At 56.4% G+C, this 15092-nt stretch carries 12 protein-coding genes and 1 pseudogene; 6 read left to right on the top strand and 7 right to left on the bottom strand.

The features are described from left to right. The first annotated feature begins 52 nt into the window (after window positions 1-52). From SANT_RS04820 to SANT_RS04830, 3 genes are read left to right on the top strand one after another with little or no spacing between them, the layout of a single operon-like run. Complete coding sequence (locus tag SANT_RS04820; protein WP_025421167.1) at window positions 53-1039, top strand: aldo/keto reductase; 987 nt, start codon at window positions 53-55, stop codon at window positions 1037-1039. Between the two features lie 32 nt (window positions 1040-1071). Further along, a complete protein-coding gene (gene glnT / locus SANT_RS04825) occupies window positions 1072-2433 on the top strand; it encodes a type III glutamate--ammonia ligase (protein ID WP_237234648.1) in 1362 nt (453 codons plus the stop codon). A 50-nt stretch (window positions 2434-2483) separates the two neighbouring features. Continuing rightward, on the top strand, window positions 2484-3446 hold the full coding sequence (locus SANT_RS04830; RefSeq protein ID WP_025421169.1) for a PDR/VanB family oxidoreductase: 963 nt from the start codon (window positions 2484-2486) through the stop codon (window positions 3444-3446). Window positions 3447-3454: 8 nt separating this feature from the next. Here SANT_RS04830 and SANT_RS04835 read toward each other — a convergent pair whose 3' ends face one another. Then, on the bottom strand, window positions 3455-4102 hold the full coding sequence (locus tag SANT_RS04835) for a TetR/AcrR family transcriptional regulator (RefSeq protein ID WP_025421170.1): 648 nt from the start codon (window positions 4100-4102) through the stop codon (window positions 3455-3457). A gap of 199 nt (window positions 4103-4301) precedes the next feature. On the opposite strand from SANT_RS04835, the gene SANT_RS04840 reads away from it, so the two are divergent. Next, window positions 4302-5312, top strand: coding sequence for an alpha/beta fold hydrolase (locus tag SANT_RS04840; RefSeq protein ID WP_038668215.1), 1011 nt, complete (start codon window positions 4302-4304; stop codon window positions 5310-5312). Window positions 5313-5375: 63 nt separating this feature from the next. Here SANT_RS04840 and SANT_RS04845 read toward each other — a convergent pair whose 3' ends face one another. The 3 genes from SANT_RS04845 to SANT_RS04855 all read right to left on the bottom strand — a co-directional run bounded on the left by SANT_RS04845 (window position 5376) and on the right by SANT_RS04855 (window position 7648). After that, on the bottom strand, window positions 5376-5789 hold the full coding sequence (locus SANT_RS04845; protein WP_237234649.1) for a hypothetical protein: 414 nt from the start codon (window positions 5787-5789) through the stop codon (window positions 5376-5378). A gap of 49 nt (window positions 5790-5838) precedes the next feature. Further along, the gene (locus SANT_RS04850) at window positions 5839-6318 is read right to left on the bottom strand and encodes a hypothetical protein (RefSeq protein WP_237234650.1); all 480 of its coding nucleotides are present in this window, start codon (window positions 6316-6318) and stop codon (window positions 5839-5841) included. 517 nt (window positions 6319-6835) lie between these two features. After that, window positions 6836-7648 carry a shikimate 5-dehydrogenase gene (locus tag SANT_RS04855; protein WP_025421174.1) on the bottom strand — a complete coding sequence of 271 codons (813 nt, stop codon included), beginning with the start codon at window positions 7646-7648 and terminating at the stop codon, window positions 6836-6838. An 874-nt stretch (window positions 7649-8522) separates the two neighbouring features. Between SANT_RS04855 and glgX the strand changes: the two genes are divergently transcribed. Beyond that, a complete protein-coding gene (gene glgX, locus SANT_RS04860) occupies window positions 8523-10760 on the top strand; it encodes a glycogen debranching protein GlgX (protein WP_237234651.1) in 2238 nt (745 codons plus the stop codon). 113 nt (window positions 10761-10873) lie between these two features. On the opposite strand, the gene SANT_RS04865 is transcribed toward glgX, so the two are convergent. Then, window positions 10874-12034 (bottom strand): cobalamin-independent methionine synthase II family protein, encoded by a 1161-nt coding sequence (locus SANT_RS04865; RefSeq protein ID WP_025421176.1) that lies wholly within the window; start codon window positions 12032-12034, stop codon window positions 10874-10876. Between the two features lie 912 nt (window positions 12035-12946). Between SANT_RS04865 and SANT_RS04870 the strand changes: the two are divergent. After that, window positions 12947-13758 (top strand): annotated as a pseudogene (locus tag SANT_RS04870) (nucleoside-specific channel-forming protein Tsx). A 231-nt stretch (window positions 13759-13989) separates the two neighbouring features. Here SANT_RS04870 and speG read toward each other — a convergent pair. Both speG and SANT_RS04880 read right to left on the bottom strand, forming a co-directional pair. Then, window positions 13990-14553 (bottom strand): spermidine N1-acetyltransferase, encoded by a 564-nt coding sequence (gene speG / locus SANT_RS04875; protein WP_025421179.1) that lies wholly within the window; start codon window positions 14551-14553, stop codon window positions 13990-13992. A 43-nt stretch (window positions 14554-14596) separates the two neighbouring features. Then, window positions 14597-14926 carry a DMT family transporter gene (locus SANT_RS04880; protein ID WP_025421180.1) on the bottom strand — a complete coding sequence of 110 codons (330 nt, stop codon included), beginning with the start codon at window positions 14924-14926 and terminating at the stop codon, window positions 14597-14599. Between the last annotated feature and the right edge of the window lie 166 nt (window positions 14927-15092).

Raw genomic sequence — 15092 nt, forward strand, 5'->3', positions numbered from 1 at the left:
CGCGGGTTTGGCACACGGCGTTTGTCCTCTGCTTAACAGTAAGGAAACGGCAATGAAAATGGTAAAACTCGGGCGCTCGGGGCTGGAGGTTTCGGCTATCTGTTTGGGCTGCCTCACCTATGCCTCGCCGGAAAAGAGCGGCTATGGCTGGACGCTGGATGAACGGCAAAGCCGTCCCTTTATCCAAAAGGCGCTGGAGAGCGGTATCAACTTTTTCGATACCGCCAATGTGTATTCGGGAGGCGAGAGCGAGGTCGTGCTGGGGCGGGCGCTGAAAGATTTCGCCCGTCGGGAGGAGGTGGTGATTACCTCCAAGGTCTATAACCCGATGCGCAAGGGGCCCAACAGCAAAGGATTATCCCGCAAATGCATCATGACCGAGATCGATGCCAGTCTAAAACGGCTGAATACCGATTACATCGATCTGTATGAAATTCATCGCTGGGATTACGACACGCCCCTGGAGGAGACGCTGGAAGCGCTGCACGATTTGGTAAAGATGGGCAAGGTACGCTATCTCGGCGCCTCTTCGATGTATGCCTGGCAATTTTGCCAAGCGCTGCACGTCGCGCGGGCTAACGGTTGGACGCCGTTTATCGCCATGCAAAACCACCTCAATCTTTTGTACCGCGAAGAAGAGCGGGAAATGATGGGGTTATGCCAGGCGCAAGGCATCGGCGTCACGCCCTGGAGCCCGCTGGCGCGCGGCCGTTTGGCGCGGCCGTGGCAGCAGACCGCCGCCACGGCGCGCGGGGCCGGCGATGCCTATGCGGAGTTTCTCTACGCGGCGACCGAGCAGGCGGACCGGCAGGTTATCCAGGCGGTGACCGAGGTGGCGACGCAGCGCGGTATCCCGCAGGCGCAGGTTGCGCTGGCCTGGCTTTACAGCAAGCCTGCGGTGGTGGCGCCGGTGGTCGGCGTCACGGCCCTACAGCATTTGGAAGACGCGCTCAGCGCCACGGAACTGACGCTGAGCCGCGAGGAAATCGCAATGCTGGAAGCGCCCTATATCCCTCACCCGATCGTTGAACATTCATGATGCGGCGGGTTTCACCGCCTATGGCAGAGCAGATGATGAAAAAGACCGAACAGCAGATAACCGAACTGGAACAACAATTACAGCAGCAGGGCGTGGAGTATTGCATGGGCGCCTATGTGGATATTCACGGCGTGCCGAAAGGCAAAGTGGTGCCGATTGGCCATTTCCGTCAAATGGCGGCCGGGTCGGAGCGCTATACCGGCTATGCCCTTGATGGCCTGGGCCAACTGCCTAACGAAGATGAACTGACCTCGATTCCGGATCTGGACGGCATAATCCAACTGCCCTGGGAGCCGAAAATCGCCTGGATGCCGGCCGATAATGCCTTTCAGGGCGAACCCTATCCCCTCAGTACGCGGGTGGCGCTGAAAAACGTGCTGGCGCAGGCCGAGGCGATGGGCTTTGGCTTTAATTTGGGGATCGAGTGCGAGATCTATTTGCTTAAACGCGAGCAGGACGGCGGACTGACGGTGCCGGATGCGGACAATAAGCTTAATAAACCCTGCTACGATTTGCAGGGGTTTGTCGGCCAGTTTGCCTGGCTCGACAAAGTCTCTTCCACCATTAACCAGCTGGGTTGGGATCTCTACTCGCTGGATCACGAGGATGGCAACTCGCAATTTGAGTTTGATTTCAAATACGCCGATGCCCTGACCAGTTGCGATCGCTTTATTTTCTTCCGTTTCATGGCCAAGCACTATGCCCGGGAATTAGGGCTGGTGGCGACCATGATGCCGAAACCCTTCGCAAATAAAACCGGTACCGGCGCGCACTTTAATATGTCGTTGTTTGATAAGGCCAGCGGCGAGAATATTTTTCAATCCGCGCAGGATCCGCGCGGGCTGGGGCTATCTCAAACGGGGTATTACTTTATCGGCGGCCTGCTGCGCCACGGGCGCGCGCTTTGTGCTGCCTTCGCCCCCACGGTGAACAGTTATAAACGGCTGGTGCGCCAGGGCGCGATGAATTATTTCTCTTGGGCGCCGGTATTCAACTCCTATGGATCCAATAACCGCACCAACTCGGTACGGGTACCGGCCGGCGGCGGCCGCTGCGAATCGCGCAACGCCGACGGCGCGGTCAATCCCTATCTGGCGGCGGCGCTGGCGCTGGCGGCCGGGCTGGAGGGGATACGCGACAAGATAGACCCGCGCGAGCCGAACGAAGACAATTTGTATGCCATCAGCGAACAGGAGCGTCAGGCGCGGGGCATTGATTTTCTGCCGCAAAATCTGCTGGAAGCGGTGGAGGCGTTCGATAGCGATCCTTTCGTCGAGGCGACGCTCGGTAAAGCGCTTAAGGATGAATTCGTCAAATACAAACTGCAAGAGTGGAATCACTACCACCTGCATGTCAGCCAGTGGGAAATCGAGCGCTATAGCACGATTTTTTAAGGCGAAACGCCGCCCTGAGGGCGCGCGCCGCCGGTTTGCGGAGCAGAACGATGAATGAACAGCCGTTCATGGAGGTGGTGGTCACCGAAAAGCGGGATGAGGGCACCGGGGTTATCGTTTTGACCCTGGCGCGGCCGGACGGTCAGCCGCTGCCGGCCTGGCGTGCCGGCGCGCATATCGCGGTCCGCCTGAGCGCCTCGCTGTTGCGCCATTACTCGTTGTGCGGCGATCCCGCGCAGCGGCACCACTACCGGTTGGCGGTGCTGGTCACCCGGCACTCCCGCGGCGCCGGGGAGTATCTGCGCCAGCAGGTCATGCCGGGTCAGATCCTCGCCATCGGTGCGCCGGTGACGCTGTTCGCGCTGCAACCACAGCCCTATCCGGCGCTGCTGCTGGCGGGAGGTATCGGCATCACGCCGCTGTTGCCGATGGCGCTGACCCTGGCACGTCAGGGGCGCCCTTACCGGCTGCATTATTTCGGCCGCCCGGACACCCTCAGCGCTTTCGACCTACAGGAGACGTGGCGTGAGATTGCGCCGGCGATCAGCGTGCACCACCAAGCGCCGGCGGATCCGCGCGGGCTACTGGCGCGCTGGCTGCGGCACGTGGGGCGCAGCGCGATTTATCTCTGCGGATCGCAGCCGTTTACCGCGCAGGTACGGGATGTCTGCGCGCGACACGGCGTCGCCGACGAGGATCTGCATTATGAGCTGTTCACGCCGCCGGCGCTGGCGCAGGCGGGGACGTTTATAGTGCAACTGCACCCGTCGGGGCAACGGGTCGCGGTCACGGGGGAGCAGACTATCGTCGAGGCGCTAAGCCTGGCCGGCATCGAGACCGAGACCGCCTGCGGCATCGGCGTCTGCGGTACCTGTCAGGCGCGGGTGGTGCGCGGTACTCCTGACCACCGCGATAATTATTTGACGCCAGCGGAAAAACAACAAAACGACCGGATATTGCTGTGCTGTTCGCGCGCCCGGTCGCCGGAAATTGTTATCGAACTGCAGGACTGACCTGCCGTTTATGCCGGCTTGACCGCCAGATGTTCAAAGACAAACTCGCGCATGCAATTGATGGCATGTTTGTATTTAAATTTAGGAAACATGACCGTGCGGAATAACACCCCATCGAGGTAGGTGGAAATAAACATCGCCATATCGGCGGGGTTCACCTCGCGAAATACTCCGGCCTGTATGCCGTCGGTGAGGGTATTTTTCAGCACCACCGACTCTTTTTCATAAAACTTTTTAATGGCTTTATCGATTTGCGGGGTACGGCCGTGGGTGCCGGCATAATCCAGGCTGATTTTGGCCAGCTTTTGCAGCAAATAAAACTGCATGATATGTATCTGGATCCAAAGAAACAGCACTTGTTGCGAATCGCGGGCGTCGTGTTTGATAGCCTCGAACTGCTCGAAGGCTTTTTCTACTGTAGATTCAATGACTTTGAGAAAAAGGTTTTCCTTGGAACCAAAGTAGTAATAAATCAGAGCTGAATTATGGCCCGTGGCGTCGGCAATATCTTTAATTCTGACGGATGAGTAATTTTGCCGGGCGAACAATTCCAGTGCGCAATTAAGCAGGGTCGTCGCCACATCCCCCGGCTGGTTTTTTTTTGCCTTTACGGTGGCGGCGGGCGTCATTGCGGTCTTGGTAGCGCGAGTTTTCATAATCCTTTCCGGCTCAGAGAGCCTGTTTTTAAACGAGCAAGCGTGGGTCAGGAAAACAGGATTCCTAAGCCGTGCGCGGCTTGGACTAACAAGGCGCTGTTTCGGCGCCCCGACGGATAAATAGTACCATAGACGTGAAATTGGCAACAAGTTAACTATCTGATTAATTAATCACCGCGGGTGCGGTGCGCGAGGGGCAATGATGCAGGACACTCAACATTGTGAGCTAGGGGATTTTATTCTGCACAGCGGCGAGCGGCTGCAACACGCCCGGCTGAGTTATGTGACCTATGGCCGTCTTAACCGCCGGCGTGATAATGCTATTTTACTGCCGTCCTGGTATGCGGGCGACCATCGCGGTTGGGACGCGCTTATCGGTACAGGGCAGGTGCTCGATCCGGCCCGGTATTTCATTATTTGCACCAATCTGTTTGGCAACGGTGTCTCCAGCTCCCCCAGCCATCCCGGGCCGCAGCAGGGCAGGCGCTTCCCGGCGGTGACGCTTCTGGATAACGTGCGGGCGCAGCACCGGCTTATCTTTGATCATTGGCAAATCGACAGACTGGCGCTGGTCGCCGGCTGGTCGATGGGGGCGATGCAGGGGTATCAGTGGGCCGCGCTGTATCCCGATGCGGTCGGCGCATTACTGGCGGTGTGCGGTAGCGCCAAATGCTGGCCGCTGAATCAGGTATTTCTCTCGGGCATCGCCGCGGCCCTGCAGACGGACCCGCTATTCCAGCAGGGGAGTTATACCCGCCCGCCGCTGCAGGGGTTGGCCGCCTTCGGCCGCTGCTATGCGGGGTGGGCCTATTCCGCCGCGTTTTATCGCCAGCATCTCTACCGGCAGTTAAATTTCCCGACCCGCGAGGCGCTGTTGCACTATTGGGAGCAGGATCATCAAGGGCGCGACGCCAATGATCTGTTGTGCATGCTGCATAGCTGGCAGACGGCAAATATCGCCGATAATGCCCATTTTAGCGGTGATTTCGACGCGGCGATGGCGGCGATTAGCGCCAGGACCATTGTCATGCCCTGTACCACCGACAGCTATTTCACGCTGGAAGAGGCAGAGATGGAATGCGGCTTGTTGCCGCGGGGGGAATGGCGCCCGCTGGCGTCACCGTTTGGTCATTGCGCCGGCGCGCCGGGCCGGCTGCCGGCGGAAAGCGCGTTTATCTGTCGGGCTATGGCCGACCTGCTGGCGGCATGAGGCGAGGCGGTATTGCTCCGCCGGACCGGGAGTGGCATCCCCCCCGGCCCGGCGGGTGGCGTACTAATCGACAATCTCCAGCTCGACCACCCGGCCCTGATCAAACCAGGTTTCCAATCCGGTGACGCGCAGTTGCAACGACCCTTCAACGACCTCGCCGATGTAGGAAATCGGCAGCGGCTCTTCGGCGGTGTCGTCGCCGTAAACGACGCAAAATTGCTGCCGCGGACTGTAAAAACACACCGAGCCCGTGGCTTTACCGTATTTCTCGCGGCGCAGTTTGCCCACCTCTTCGGTTTTATATTTATTTTCCCAGGGCGCGACAATCGGCATGGTGAAAAACACCATATCGCCAATCAGCTTGCCGTGCTGCAATACGCTTTTCATCGGCAATTTTGCCCGCAGTTCCCGCGCCAGGTTGGGCACTTTATCTTCCCAAACTTCTATAAGGCAAACCGGTTCACCGGCAACGTTCATTCGCAATTTCATGGTGGTACCCGTATTCGTAAAAGCGTGAAAAGGAAAGTTAGGCCGATTTAACCCGGCGGAAACCGTCACCCAGTCCCCAGGGCAGGATAAAATCCACCCACATATGCAAACGGTTTGCATAAGAAAGGGCGGCATGGGAGAGGCGGCACAACTCTTCTAGCGTGGTGCAGCGACAGGCGGTGTCGACATAGAGGTGAATCAGACTTGCCGCATGGGGCAGGCTGACAAAATCAAAAAAGTCCGCTTTGTAGCCAATGATCTCTTTGATGAGCGATTGCAGGGTTTTCAGATCGGCGTCGGTATCTTCCGCTACCCGAATAAGCCCCCACAGCATTTCATCCGCCATGGTGCGCGCCTCGCCTTCGGCAAAGATAATGGTGCTCAGATATTGACCGCGCGAACCGGTGCCGCGCGGCACAATTCCCTGGCCCAGCGCCTTCACTTCGTCTGGCTGATCGAACCAGATTTTTTCGCGCTCTTGCTCAAAACGCGCTATCACCTCGTCAATGGTCATCATGTTCTCCAAGTGCAGTAGGGGGAAACCGTGCTCGGGTCGTCGGAGAGACCCCCGCACGGGCATCACGGTCGCCCGTACAGGGCGTAAAGAGTACTGTTAATTAATTAACTAATTAAAAGCAAGGATTATGCCAACTGACGGATGGCGTTAAAGGGGCTAACTATCAATGGATTAACTGATTTCTAATCAGTGGATGATACGGCGGGGTGCGACACTATGCGCACCAACAGTGCAGATGCAGCACCATTTAGGCTATCGCGCCCTGATGGGCAATGGCGGCCAATGCCCCCGGCAGGGCATTCTGATAGCGTAAAGCGCTTGCAGCGGCGCGTCATACGCGGTCCGGCAGGCGCCTGCTGAATGCCAGAGTGGGCACGCCGGCATTACCGGCACCCATTGAATGTCAGAAAGCGCCTGCCGGCGCCATCGACGCTAATTGACCATCACGCGCGGGCACGCCGGCAACATCGACGCCCCCTTATTTCAGAAAGGACATGCCGGCGTCCTTCCTCCGACCTTAGCCGGCGGCGTGCGCGGCGGCGCGGGCGACCAGATCCGGGTCTGGGCGTACGCCGGTGTAGAGAACAAATTGTTCCAGCGCCTGGATTGCCACCACCTCGGCACCGGTAATAACCGGTTTTTGCAGGGCGCGCGCGGCTTGGATCAGCGGCGTTTCAGCCGGCATTGCCACGACGTCGAATACCACGTTGGCGGCGGCGATAAGCGTGCGGCTGAAAGCAAGCGTATCGATGTCCGCGCCGCCCGCCATGCCGAGCGGCGTAACGTTGACCAGCATACCCGCCTGTAGGCCATGCTCATCCCGCTGCCAGCGATAGCCATATAACTCTGCCAGATGGCGTCCGGCACGTTCGTTGCGTGCGACGATCACGCCGTCGCGAAACCCCGCATGATGCAATGCGCCGGCGACGGCTTTGGCCATCCCACCGCTGCCGCGCAGGGCAAAGGAAAGCCGCGGATCCACCTGATGCTGGGCAATCAGCCGCTCCACGGCGATAAAATCCGTATTGTAGGCTTTTAACTGCCCGTTAGTGTTGACGATAGTGTTAACCGATTCGATGGCCTGCGCCGACGGATCCAGCTCATCCAGATAAGGAATACAGCTTTCTTTGAACGGCATGGACACCGCGCAGCCGCGAATACCCAGCGCGCGCACCCCGCCGACGGCGGCGGCAATGTCTTGGGTAGTGAATGCCTTGTACAGATAATTCAACCCCATATGCTGATAAAGATAATTATGAAAACGCGTGCCAAAATTGCCCGGGCGTCCGGCCAATGACATGCACAGCTGGGTGTCTTTGTTAATCTCCATTGTTGCTCCCTGGTTAAGGATAATCCGCTGTGGCGGCGAAACGTCACGCACGATAATCATTACAGGTTAACCGATTCCGCGAAAAATGAAACCGCACCCCCCTTGGCTGTCTGCGCTTATGCGCCACGGCGAGACGCCCGCGCTGACGGGGCAGATTATCCGGCGCCGCGGGCGCAGAGCCTGCAATTGAGCGCCATCGCCGGCAGTGAGGCACCACGGTCAAGCTTATGTCGCGGCTCTGGCATAACCTCCAAAGGCGACTACACTCAGAGCTTATATACAGGCCAGGGGCGGTGTCTTAAGTCAGCTGCGGTACCCCATACGCGGGTGCGGTGTCCCGACGCGACGCGGTACCCAAGCCTGGATCCGGTATTCCGAGGTGAATGGGGCGCCCATGCCTGGACCCGGTATTCCGAGGCGAATGGGGTGCCCAAGCCTGGATCCGGTATTCCGAGTCGGACGCGGTATCCCAAGTCAGACGCGGTCTTCTGTGTCATAACGCCTATGACAAAACACTTACGTTTAACGCCGGGCGCGGGCGGCGCCGGCGAAGGTAGGCGGTGAGGCCGCCGGCATCAGCGACGCCAGGCGCGAGTAGGGTGACGCCGCCGTGGCGCGTCGCCTGTAGCGGGCGTGATTCAAGCGGGCGGTATGCTTTCACCGACCGCGCCTGCGTCGGCGTTAGCTATGGGGGTGAGGCCACTTACGCAAGGATACACCGGCAGGAGAAGGTAACTTCTCAAGGGCCGGATCGCCGTCGGCGATCTTGGCAGAAGCGAACGGACATTACTTTTATTCGTCTCAGGGGTGACTAAAGATGGCCAAGGGATCGTCAAAAAAACGTGAGGAAATCATACCTACCGCCACGACAACAATGGCGAGCAAGGTAGATAATCAAGTAGAAGTGCTGTTGGATGGTAAAGGTGTCCACATTGCCCACCCCAATACCGATAATGACATCGTCAAACATTTGGATGCCGGCCGTACCACTCGCGTGAGAGAGGGGAAACCGGTTCCGCTCGGGGCAACCTGGGATGGCCTGGGGGTCAATTTCGCTATTTTTTCCGCTCATGCGACGCGCGTGGAACTGTGCTTATTTAATGAGGACGGCGAAGAGTATGACCGAATTGAATTACCGGAATATACCGATGAGGTATGGCACGGTTATTTGCCCGACGCGCGTCCGGGGCTGCTGTACGGTTACCGGGTACATGGCCCGTTTGAGCCGGAGCAGGGGCATCGCTTTAATCCGGCCAAGCTGCTGCTAGACCCCTACGCGAAACAAATCTGGGGCGAACTGCAATGGGACGATGCCCTGTTTGCCTATGACATCGCCAGTGAAGACAAAGATTTGACTCTGGACGAGCGCGACAGCGCGCCGTTTATGCCGAAATGCCGGGTAATTGATCCGGCGTTCTCCTGGCCCATCAACGGTAAGAACTTCATTCCGTGGGAAAAAACCCTGGTGTATGAAACGCACGTGCGCGGTTATACCATGCGTCATCCGGCGGTGCCTGAGCATTTACGCGGCACCTTTTCCGCGCTGAGCGTGCCGCAAATTGTCGACTATATAAAGACGCTTGGCGTCTCCGCCATTGAACTGATGCCGATCCACGCCTTCGTCGATGACCGCCATCTACAGGAGAAAGGGCTACACAATTTTTGGGGGTACAACACCCTCGGCTTTTTCGCGCCGCACCCCAAATATATGGCCACCTCAACCGTTAACGAATTCAAGCAGATGATAGCCACCCTGCACGCCGCCGGCATCGAAGTCATTCTGGATGTCGTGTATAACCACACCGCCGAAGGGAATGAACTGGGGCCGACTTTGTCGCTAAAGGGGATCGACAACGCCAGCTATTACCGCCTGTTTCCCGAAGAAAAGCGCTATTACATTAACGATACGGGTACCGGCAATACGCTGAATTTGAGTCATCCGCGCGTGCTGCAAATGGTGACCGACTCTCTACGCTATTGGGCGACGGAGATGCAAATTGACGGTTTCCGTTTCGATTTGGCGACAATCCTCGGCCGTGAAAGCTACGGTTTTGACGAAGGCTGCGGCTTTCTGGATACTTGTCGCCAGGATCCTATCCTCAGCCAATGCAAGCTGATAGCGGAGCCCTGGGACTGCGGCCCGGGCGGATATCAAGTAGGCGGTTTTCCGCCGGGCTGGGCCGAATGGAACGATCGTTATCGTGATTCGGTGCGGAAATTCTGGCGCGGCGATGAGGGGCAACTGGCGGAATTCACCACCCGACTGGCGGGCTCGGCCGATATTTTTAATCACCGCGGCCGCAAGCCGCACGCCTCGGTCAATTTCATTACCGCGCATGATGGCTTCACCCTCAACGATATCGTCTCCTATGAACACAAGCATAATGAGGCCAACGGCGAGGATAATCGCGACGGACATAGCGAAAATATTTCCGCCAATTATGGCGCGGAAGGTTTGACCGACGACCCGGCGATAAATGCGCTGCGATTGCGGCAAATGCGCAATATGCTAGCGACCCTGATGTTTTCCCAGGGCACGCCGATGCTGCTGGCGGGCGATGAGTTTGCCCGTACCCAGCAGGGCAACAATAACGGCTATTGCCAGGACAGCGAAATCAGCTGGGTCGACTGGAATATCAACGACAAAGGCCAATCGCTTATCCTGTTTACCTACCGGCTTATTGCGCTGCGTAAGCGTTTCCCCATCCTGCACCGCGGCCGCTTCTTCACCGGTAAGCTGAACGAGAAGCTGAACATCAAAGATGTCACCTGGTTTCAGCCCGGCGGCGAGGAGATGAATGAAGCGACGTGGGGCGATGCTCACTTAAAAAGTATCGGTATGTTGCTGGACGGGCGTTCACAGCCGACGGGGCTGCTGCGGGTGGGGTCACAAAGTACCGTGCTGCTGCTGTTCAGCGCCTCGCACGAAGACGTGGTGTTCACCCTGCCGGAGGTGGCGCACGGCCGCGGCTGGCGCCATATCTTCGATACCTTTCAGCCGGATGATATCAGCGAGCACACCTTTGATTTCGGCCACCACTACACCTGCCCATCACGTACCGTGGTGTTATTTGAACTGGTGAATAGCAAATCATCGATGGTGGTCGCCTGACACGCCGCGCTTTGGGCCGGCGGCGACGGTAACGAGCAAGGTGGCCGGCCGTCCGCTGTGTCAACCGACGCGGGCAGCGTTTATTGGCCGGCTCGACGCGCTCGCCCGCGGCATCAACCGCGCCACAGCCGCTCGCTGGCCAGCGCCGCGCCGGCGCGCAGCGCTCGAAACTTCTCGCGGATAACCGTCGGATGCACTTCCGTACGGTAGGTGGCTTGGGAGGAGAAACCGCAGTCGACGCCGGCTATCACGTTGTCCCGGCCCACACGTTCCGCGAAACGAACCAGTCGCTCTGCGATAAGCTCAGGATGCTCCACGGTGTTGCTCGCATGGCAGATAACGCCCGGGATCAGGCGTTTCCCTTCCGGCAGTTTAACCTGTTCCCAAAGGTGGTATTCGTGTTCATGGCGTACATTGCCCGCCTCGAATGAGTAGTCGCTGGCGTTAATGCGCAACATGAAGCGGACGAACTCAATGAACGGGACGTCGTGGATACGCGGACCCTCATTGATGCTGTAGCAGGTATGGTAGCGGATTTTGTCCTGCGGCAGGCCGCGCAGCGCATGGTTCAGGATCTCAATATAGGCATTGGCCTTACGATGGATAGCCGCATTGTCCAGTTGGCGATCGGCAAATAAATCCGGCAGGAAGGGGTCATCGATTTGTACGCTGAAGCCGGCGTCGATGATGGTTTGATACTCTACGCGCAGCGCGTCCGCAACGGCGCTCAGATACTCTTCTTCACTGCGGTAAAATTCATTGCTGCCCACGCCGGTCGGCGCCACCGAGGGTAAAAACGCTCCCTGACAGGCGGTCGTCGTTAGTGCCAGCTTCAGATTGTCGATATCCCGTTGCAGCTGCGGCAGGCCTACATAGCGGACCGGGCCGGTACAGGCCACCGGCACGAACGGCGTCAAATTGCCGCCCAGCATCGCTTCGCCGAAATAGTGTTTATAGTACTCAGGAAACGCTTCAACTTCGGCATCAAACGCCGCATAGCCCGCGCCCGGCCGAGGTTCAAAACCTTCAATGCGCTCACGGACGTAGGAAAAGAAACCGGTCTTGGATTGTTCGCCGTCGGTGACAATATCGATGCCGTCCGCCACCTGTTCCTCGACGGACTGGCTGACGGCCTGACGAATGGCGCTATCCAGCTCTGCCTGATTATCCTGGCCATCTATATTGGCTTTCATCAGATCCAGCAAGGCAACCGGGCGCGGCAGGCTACCAACATGGGTGGTGAAAATACGGGAACTCGCTGCAACGTCTGACATGACAAAACTCCTGTAACGGCGCCCTGCGCGGGCCGAATGAGCGTGGCTCGATAATAGATGAACAGGCATCATAGGTGAAAGCTCTTGGTGCGTCTATGCTGTTGTTAGCACGCGAAGTGATCGCGATGCGGTAGGGCAATCCCCCGTTACTCAAGGACATGCGTAGACGCCAAAAGGCATTTCACTCCGGCTAACCGCGCCAATGCCGCGCTTAAGACACGCATCAAACAGCGTTATAAGGAGCGCCTCCAGCGCTAATTGGCAATAATTCACTGTTAACGTTGCCGGCGCAGAGGATGTCCGGCCGATAGCCTTCCTCTGGCTGGCCAGAGGACAGGGGGAGGCGGTCGGTGACGTTGGGCCGGTCATTCTCGCGGACGAATTCGGCAAGGCGAAACGGTGACACGGCTCTCTCTTTCGCGGTTCCGGCATGGCCTCAGAAGGGTTATCCGCAACGGGGACGGCGGTTAACCGCGAACAATTCGCGGTTAAGTAGCGCGGTATTGATAATCAGGTTATTTCCGCGCCAAATAGCCTACTAAGCGGCAAGCCGGATGAAGCATAATGGTCCATTCTGGTTATTTTAGCTGCGATATATTCTGGTGATTTTGTCTTAAAAGACAATTAATTTCAGGGTAATGCTGAACCGTAAACGGTTATCGGGAAAGAGATTGACAACGCTGGATTAAAAGCTTATTTCGTCAGGAAAAACACGGCGGCGAGAAGCCGCTAAAGGTGTTTCGAGTTAGGACCGACTGATATTACGATGATTCCTCTTTTGAAACGTTTCACCAATATATTATATGTTCAATACTCTCGGTTGTTTTGGGATGGTTTTTATTTCTGGCGATAATATGAAAATAAAAAAAAGCGGTGGGGGCACTTTTCGCCTTAACCTGTGGCTTCTCAGCGGTGGCGGGTAACGGTAACCATAGCGATCAATCTCTTTCTGATTGGTGGCACCAGAGCCTAAACGTTGTCGGTAGCTATCATACCCGCTTCGTTCCGCAGCTAAATAATGACGTTTATCTGGAATATGAGGGGTTGACCCGCAAACAGTGGTTTGACTTTTAGGGTTATCTGGATATACCTAAGTCATTTGGCGTCGGTAATGGCGCCGATCGCGGTCTTTGGGATAAAGGGTCGCCGTTGTTCATGGAAATAAAGCCCCGTTTCTCCATCGACAAACTGACGGGGTCCGATCTCAGTATGGGGCCTTTCAAGAGTGGTTCTTCGCCAATAATGACATGTACGATATGGGCCGCAGTGCCGCGTCCCGTCAAAGTAGTTGGTATAGGGGGGTCGGCACCGATATCGCTACCCACAGCGATCTGGCGCTGTCATTGAATATTTACGCAAAATATCAGTGGCAAAATTATGGCGCCAGCAATGAAAATAGCTGGGACGGGTATCGCGTCAAAGTAAAATATGTCTATCCTCTCACCACATTATAGGGTGGCGGTCAAAGTTATATCGGTTTCGCCAATTTTGATTTTGGCTCCGATTTAGCCGCCAACGCCGGCGGTGTAAGCAGCAATAATGCTATCGCCTCCAGCCCTATTTTGGCCCTGGCCTATGACCATCTGCATTACTCGCTGGTCGCTCGCTATTTCCACCACGGTGGCCAGTGGCGCGACGGCAGCCAGCTGGATTTTGGCGATGGGCCGTTCAGCGGTGCTTCTACCGGCTGGGGGTATTGTCTGCTAGTGGGGTATAACTTCTAATCCCTAAGGACTGCCGCGCGCCGCGTCTTTTCATGATGCGCCAGGTACCGTTGCGCGTTGGCGTGCGGCGGGTTTCATGATGCGCCAGGTACCGTTGCGCGTTGGCGTGCGGCAGGTTTTTTTGAAGCGCCAGGTACCGTTGCGCGTTGGCGTGCGGCAGGTTTTTTGATGCGCCAGGTACCGTTGTGCGTTGGCGTGCGGCCATTTTCCAGCGCTGGCCCCGGAGGCCAGTTAGCGTTTTTGCTCAAGCGCCGTCGCGCGGGCATTCTGATATTCGTGCTGGAACAGGCACATTCTCAGCGTATTGCGGTATTGGCCGTTGATGAAAAATTCCTGCAACAAAACCCCTTCTTGTTTGAAACCCAACTTGGTATAGATATGGATGGCTTTGGTGTTCTCTTCATCAACGATCAAATACAGCTTATGCAGATTGAGTACCATAAAGCCGAAATTCAGCGCCAGATGAGTCGCTACACTGGCATAGCCTTTTCCCTGGTGCTCGGGCGCCACCAGAATAGAAAATTCGGCGCGGCGGTGGATATGATCGATATCCACCAATTCGACCAGCCCAACGCTGACGCCCAGTTTATCGATAATGAACCGCCGCTCGCTGATGTTGTGGATATTTTTCTGATAAAGATCTTTTAACTCCACATAGGCTTCATGTGGCTCCTCAAACCAGTAGCGCATCATCATCTCATTATTATTGAGCTGATGAATAAAGTGCAGATCTTCACGTTCCAACGGGCGCAGCTTAATCTGATGATCCTCTGAAACTTGGCTTGTTGTTTTCATAAAAATATTCTCTATTACTTGAATTAAGACATAATGAGGCTGATCAATGACCGGCGGTTTTGGAGAATAAATTAATAATCAAAACGCCGGCGATAATCATGGTAATACCGCATATTGCCACGGCATCCAATTTTTGCCCATACAGGAAATAGCTTACGATGGCGACAAAAACAATGCCTAAACCGCACCAACTGGCATAAGCGATGCCGACAGGTACGGTTTTAAGGACCAGCGACAACAGCGTAAACGAGATGGCGTAACCGATTATCACTAAAAGAGAAGGCACCAGTTTGCTAAAGCCCGCCGACGCTTTGATAGACGAGGTGGCAATGACTTCCGCAATGATAGCAACAAATAAATAGAGATAAGCCATAGATGACTCTAACCAAGTAATTAAACCTCAAGACTACCACTTTTCACGCGCGGAAAAAATACCGTAGCGGTCTCCCGTAGCGTAAGCGAAACGCGCGGCAGCGGTGAATAAAGTCTACCCGCAAAGAAATGTGATAAACACATTTTTCCTGTGCGTTGATTAGGCC

Source organism: Sodalis praecaptivus (assembly GCF_000517425.1).
Classification (GTDB): domain Bacteria; phylum Pseudomonadota; class Gammaproteobacteria; order Enterobacterales; family Enterobacteriaceae; genus Sodalis_A; species Sodalis_A praecaptivus.

Excerpts from the sequence above, each read along its gene's own strand:
- SANT_RS04820 (WP_025421167.1), top strand. The coding sequence starts at position 53 with ATGAAAATGGTAAAACTCGGGCGCTCGGGGCTGGAGGTTTCGGCTATC.
- glnT (WP_237234648.1), top strand. The coding sequence starts at position 1,072 with ATGATGAAAAAGACCGAACAGCAGATAACCGAACTGGAACAACAATTA.
- SANT_RS04830 (WP_025421169.1), top strand. The coding sequence starts at position 2,484 with ATGAATGAACAGCCGTTCATGGAGGTGGTGGTCACCGAAAAGCGGGAT.
- SANT_RS04835 (WP_025421170.1), bottom strand. The coding sequence starts at position 4,102 with ATGAAAACTCGCGCTACCAAGACCGCAATGACGCCCGCCGCCACCGTA.
- SANT_RS04840 (WP_038668215.1), top strand. The coding sequence starts at position 4,302 with ATGATGCAGGACACTCAACATTGTGAGCTAGGGGATTTTATTCTGCAC.
- SANT_RS04845 (WP_237234649.1), bottom strand. The coding sequence starts at position 5,789 with ATGAACGTTGCCGGTGAACCGGTTTGCCTTATAGAAGTTTGGGAAGAT.
- SANT_RS04850 (WP_237234650.1), bottom strand. The coding sequence starts at position 6,318 with ATGATGACCATTGACGAGGTGATAGCGCGTTTTGAGCAAGAGCGCGAA.
- SANT_RS04855 (WP_025421174.1), bottom strand. The coding sequence starts at position 7,648 with ATGGAGATTAACAAAGACACCCAGCTGTGCATGTCATTGGCCGGACGC.
- glgX (WP_237234651.1), top strand. The coding sequence starts at position 8,523 with ATGGCGAGCAAGGTAGATAATCAAGTAGAAGTGCTGTTGGATGGTAAA.
- SANT_RS04865 (WP_025421176.1), bottom strand. The coding sequence starts at position 12,034 with ATGTCAGACGTTGCAGCGAGTTCCCGTATTTTCACCACCCATGTTGGT.
- speG (WP_025421179.1), bottom strand. The coding sequence starts at position 14,553 with ATGAAAACAACAAGCCAAGTTTCAGAGGATCATCAGATTAAGCTGCGC.
- SANT_RS04880 (WP_025421180.1), bottom strand. The coding sequence starts at position 14,926 with ATGGCTTATCTCTATTTATTTGTTGCTATCATTGCGGAAGTCATTGCC.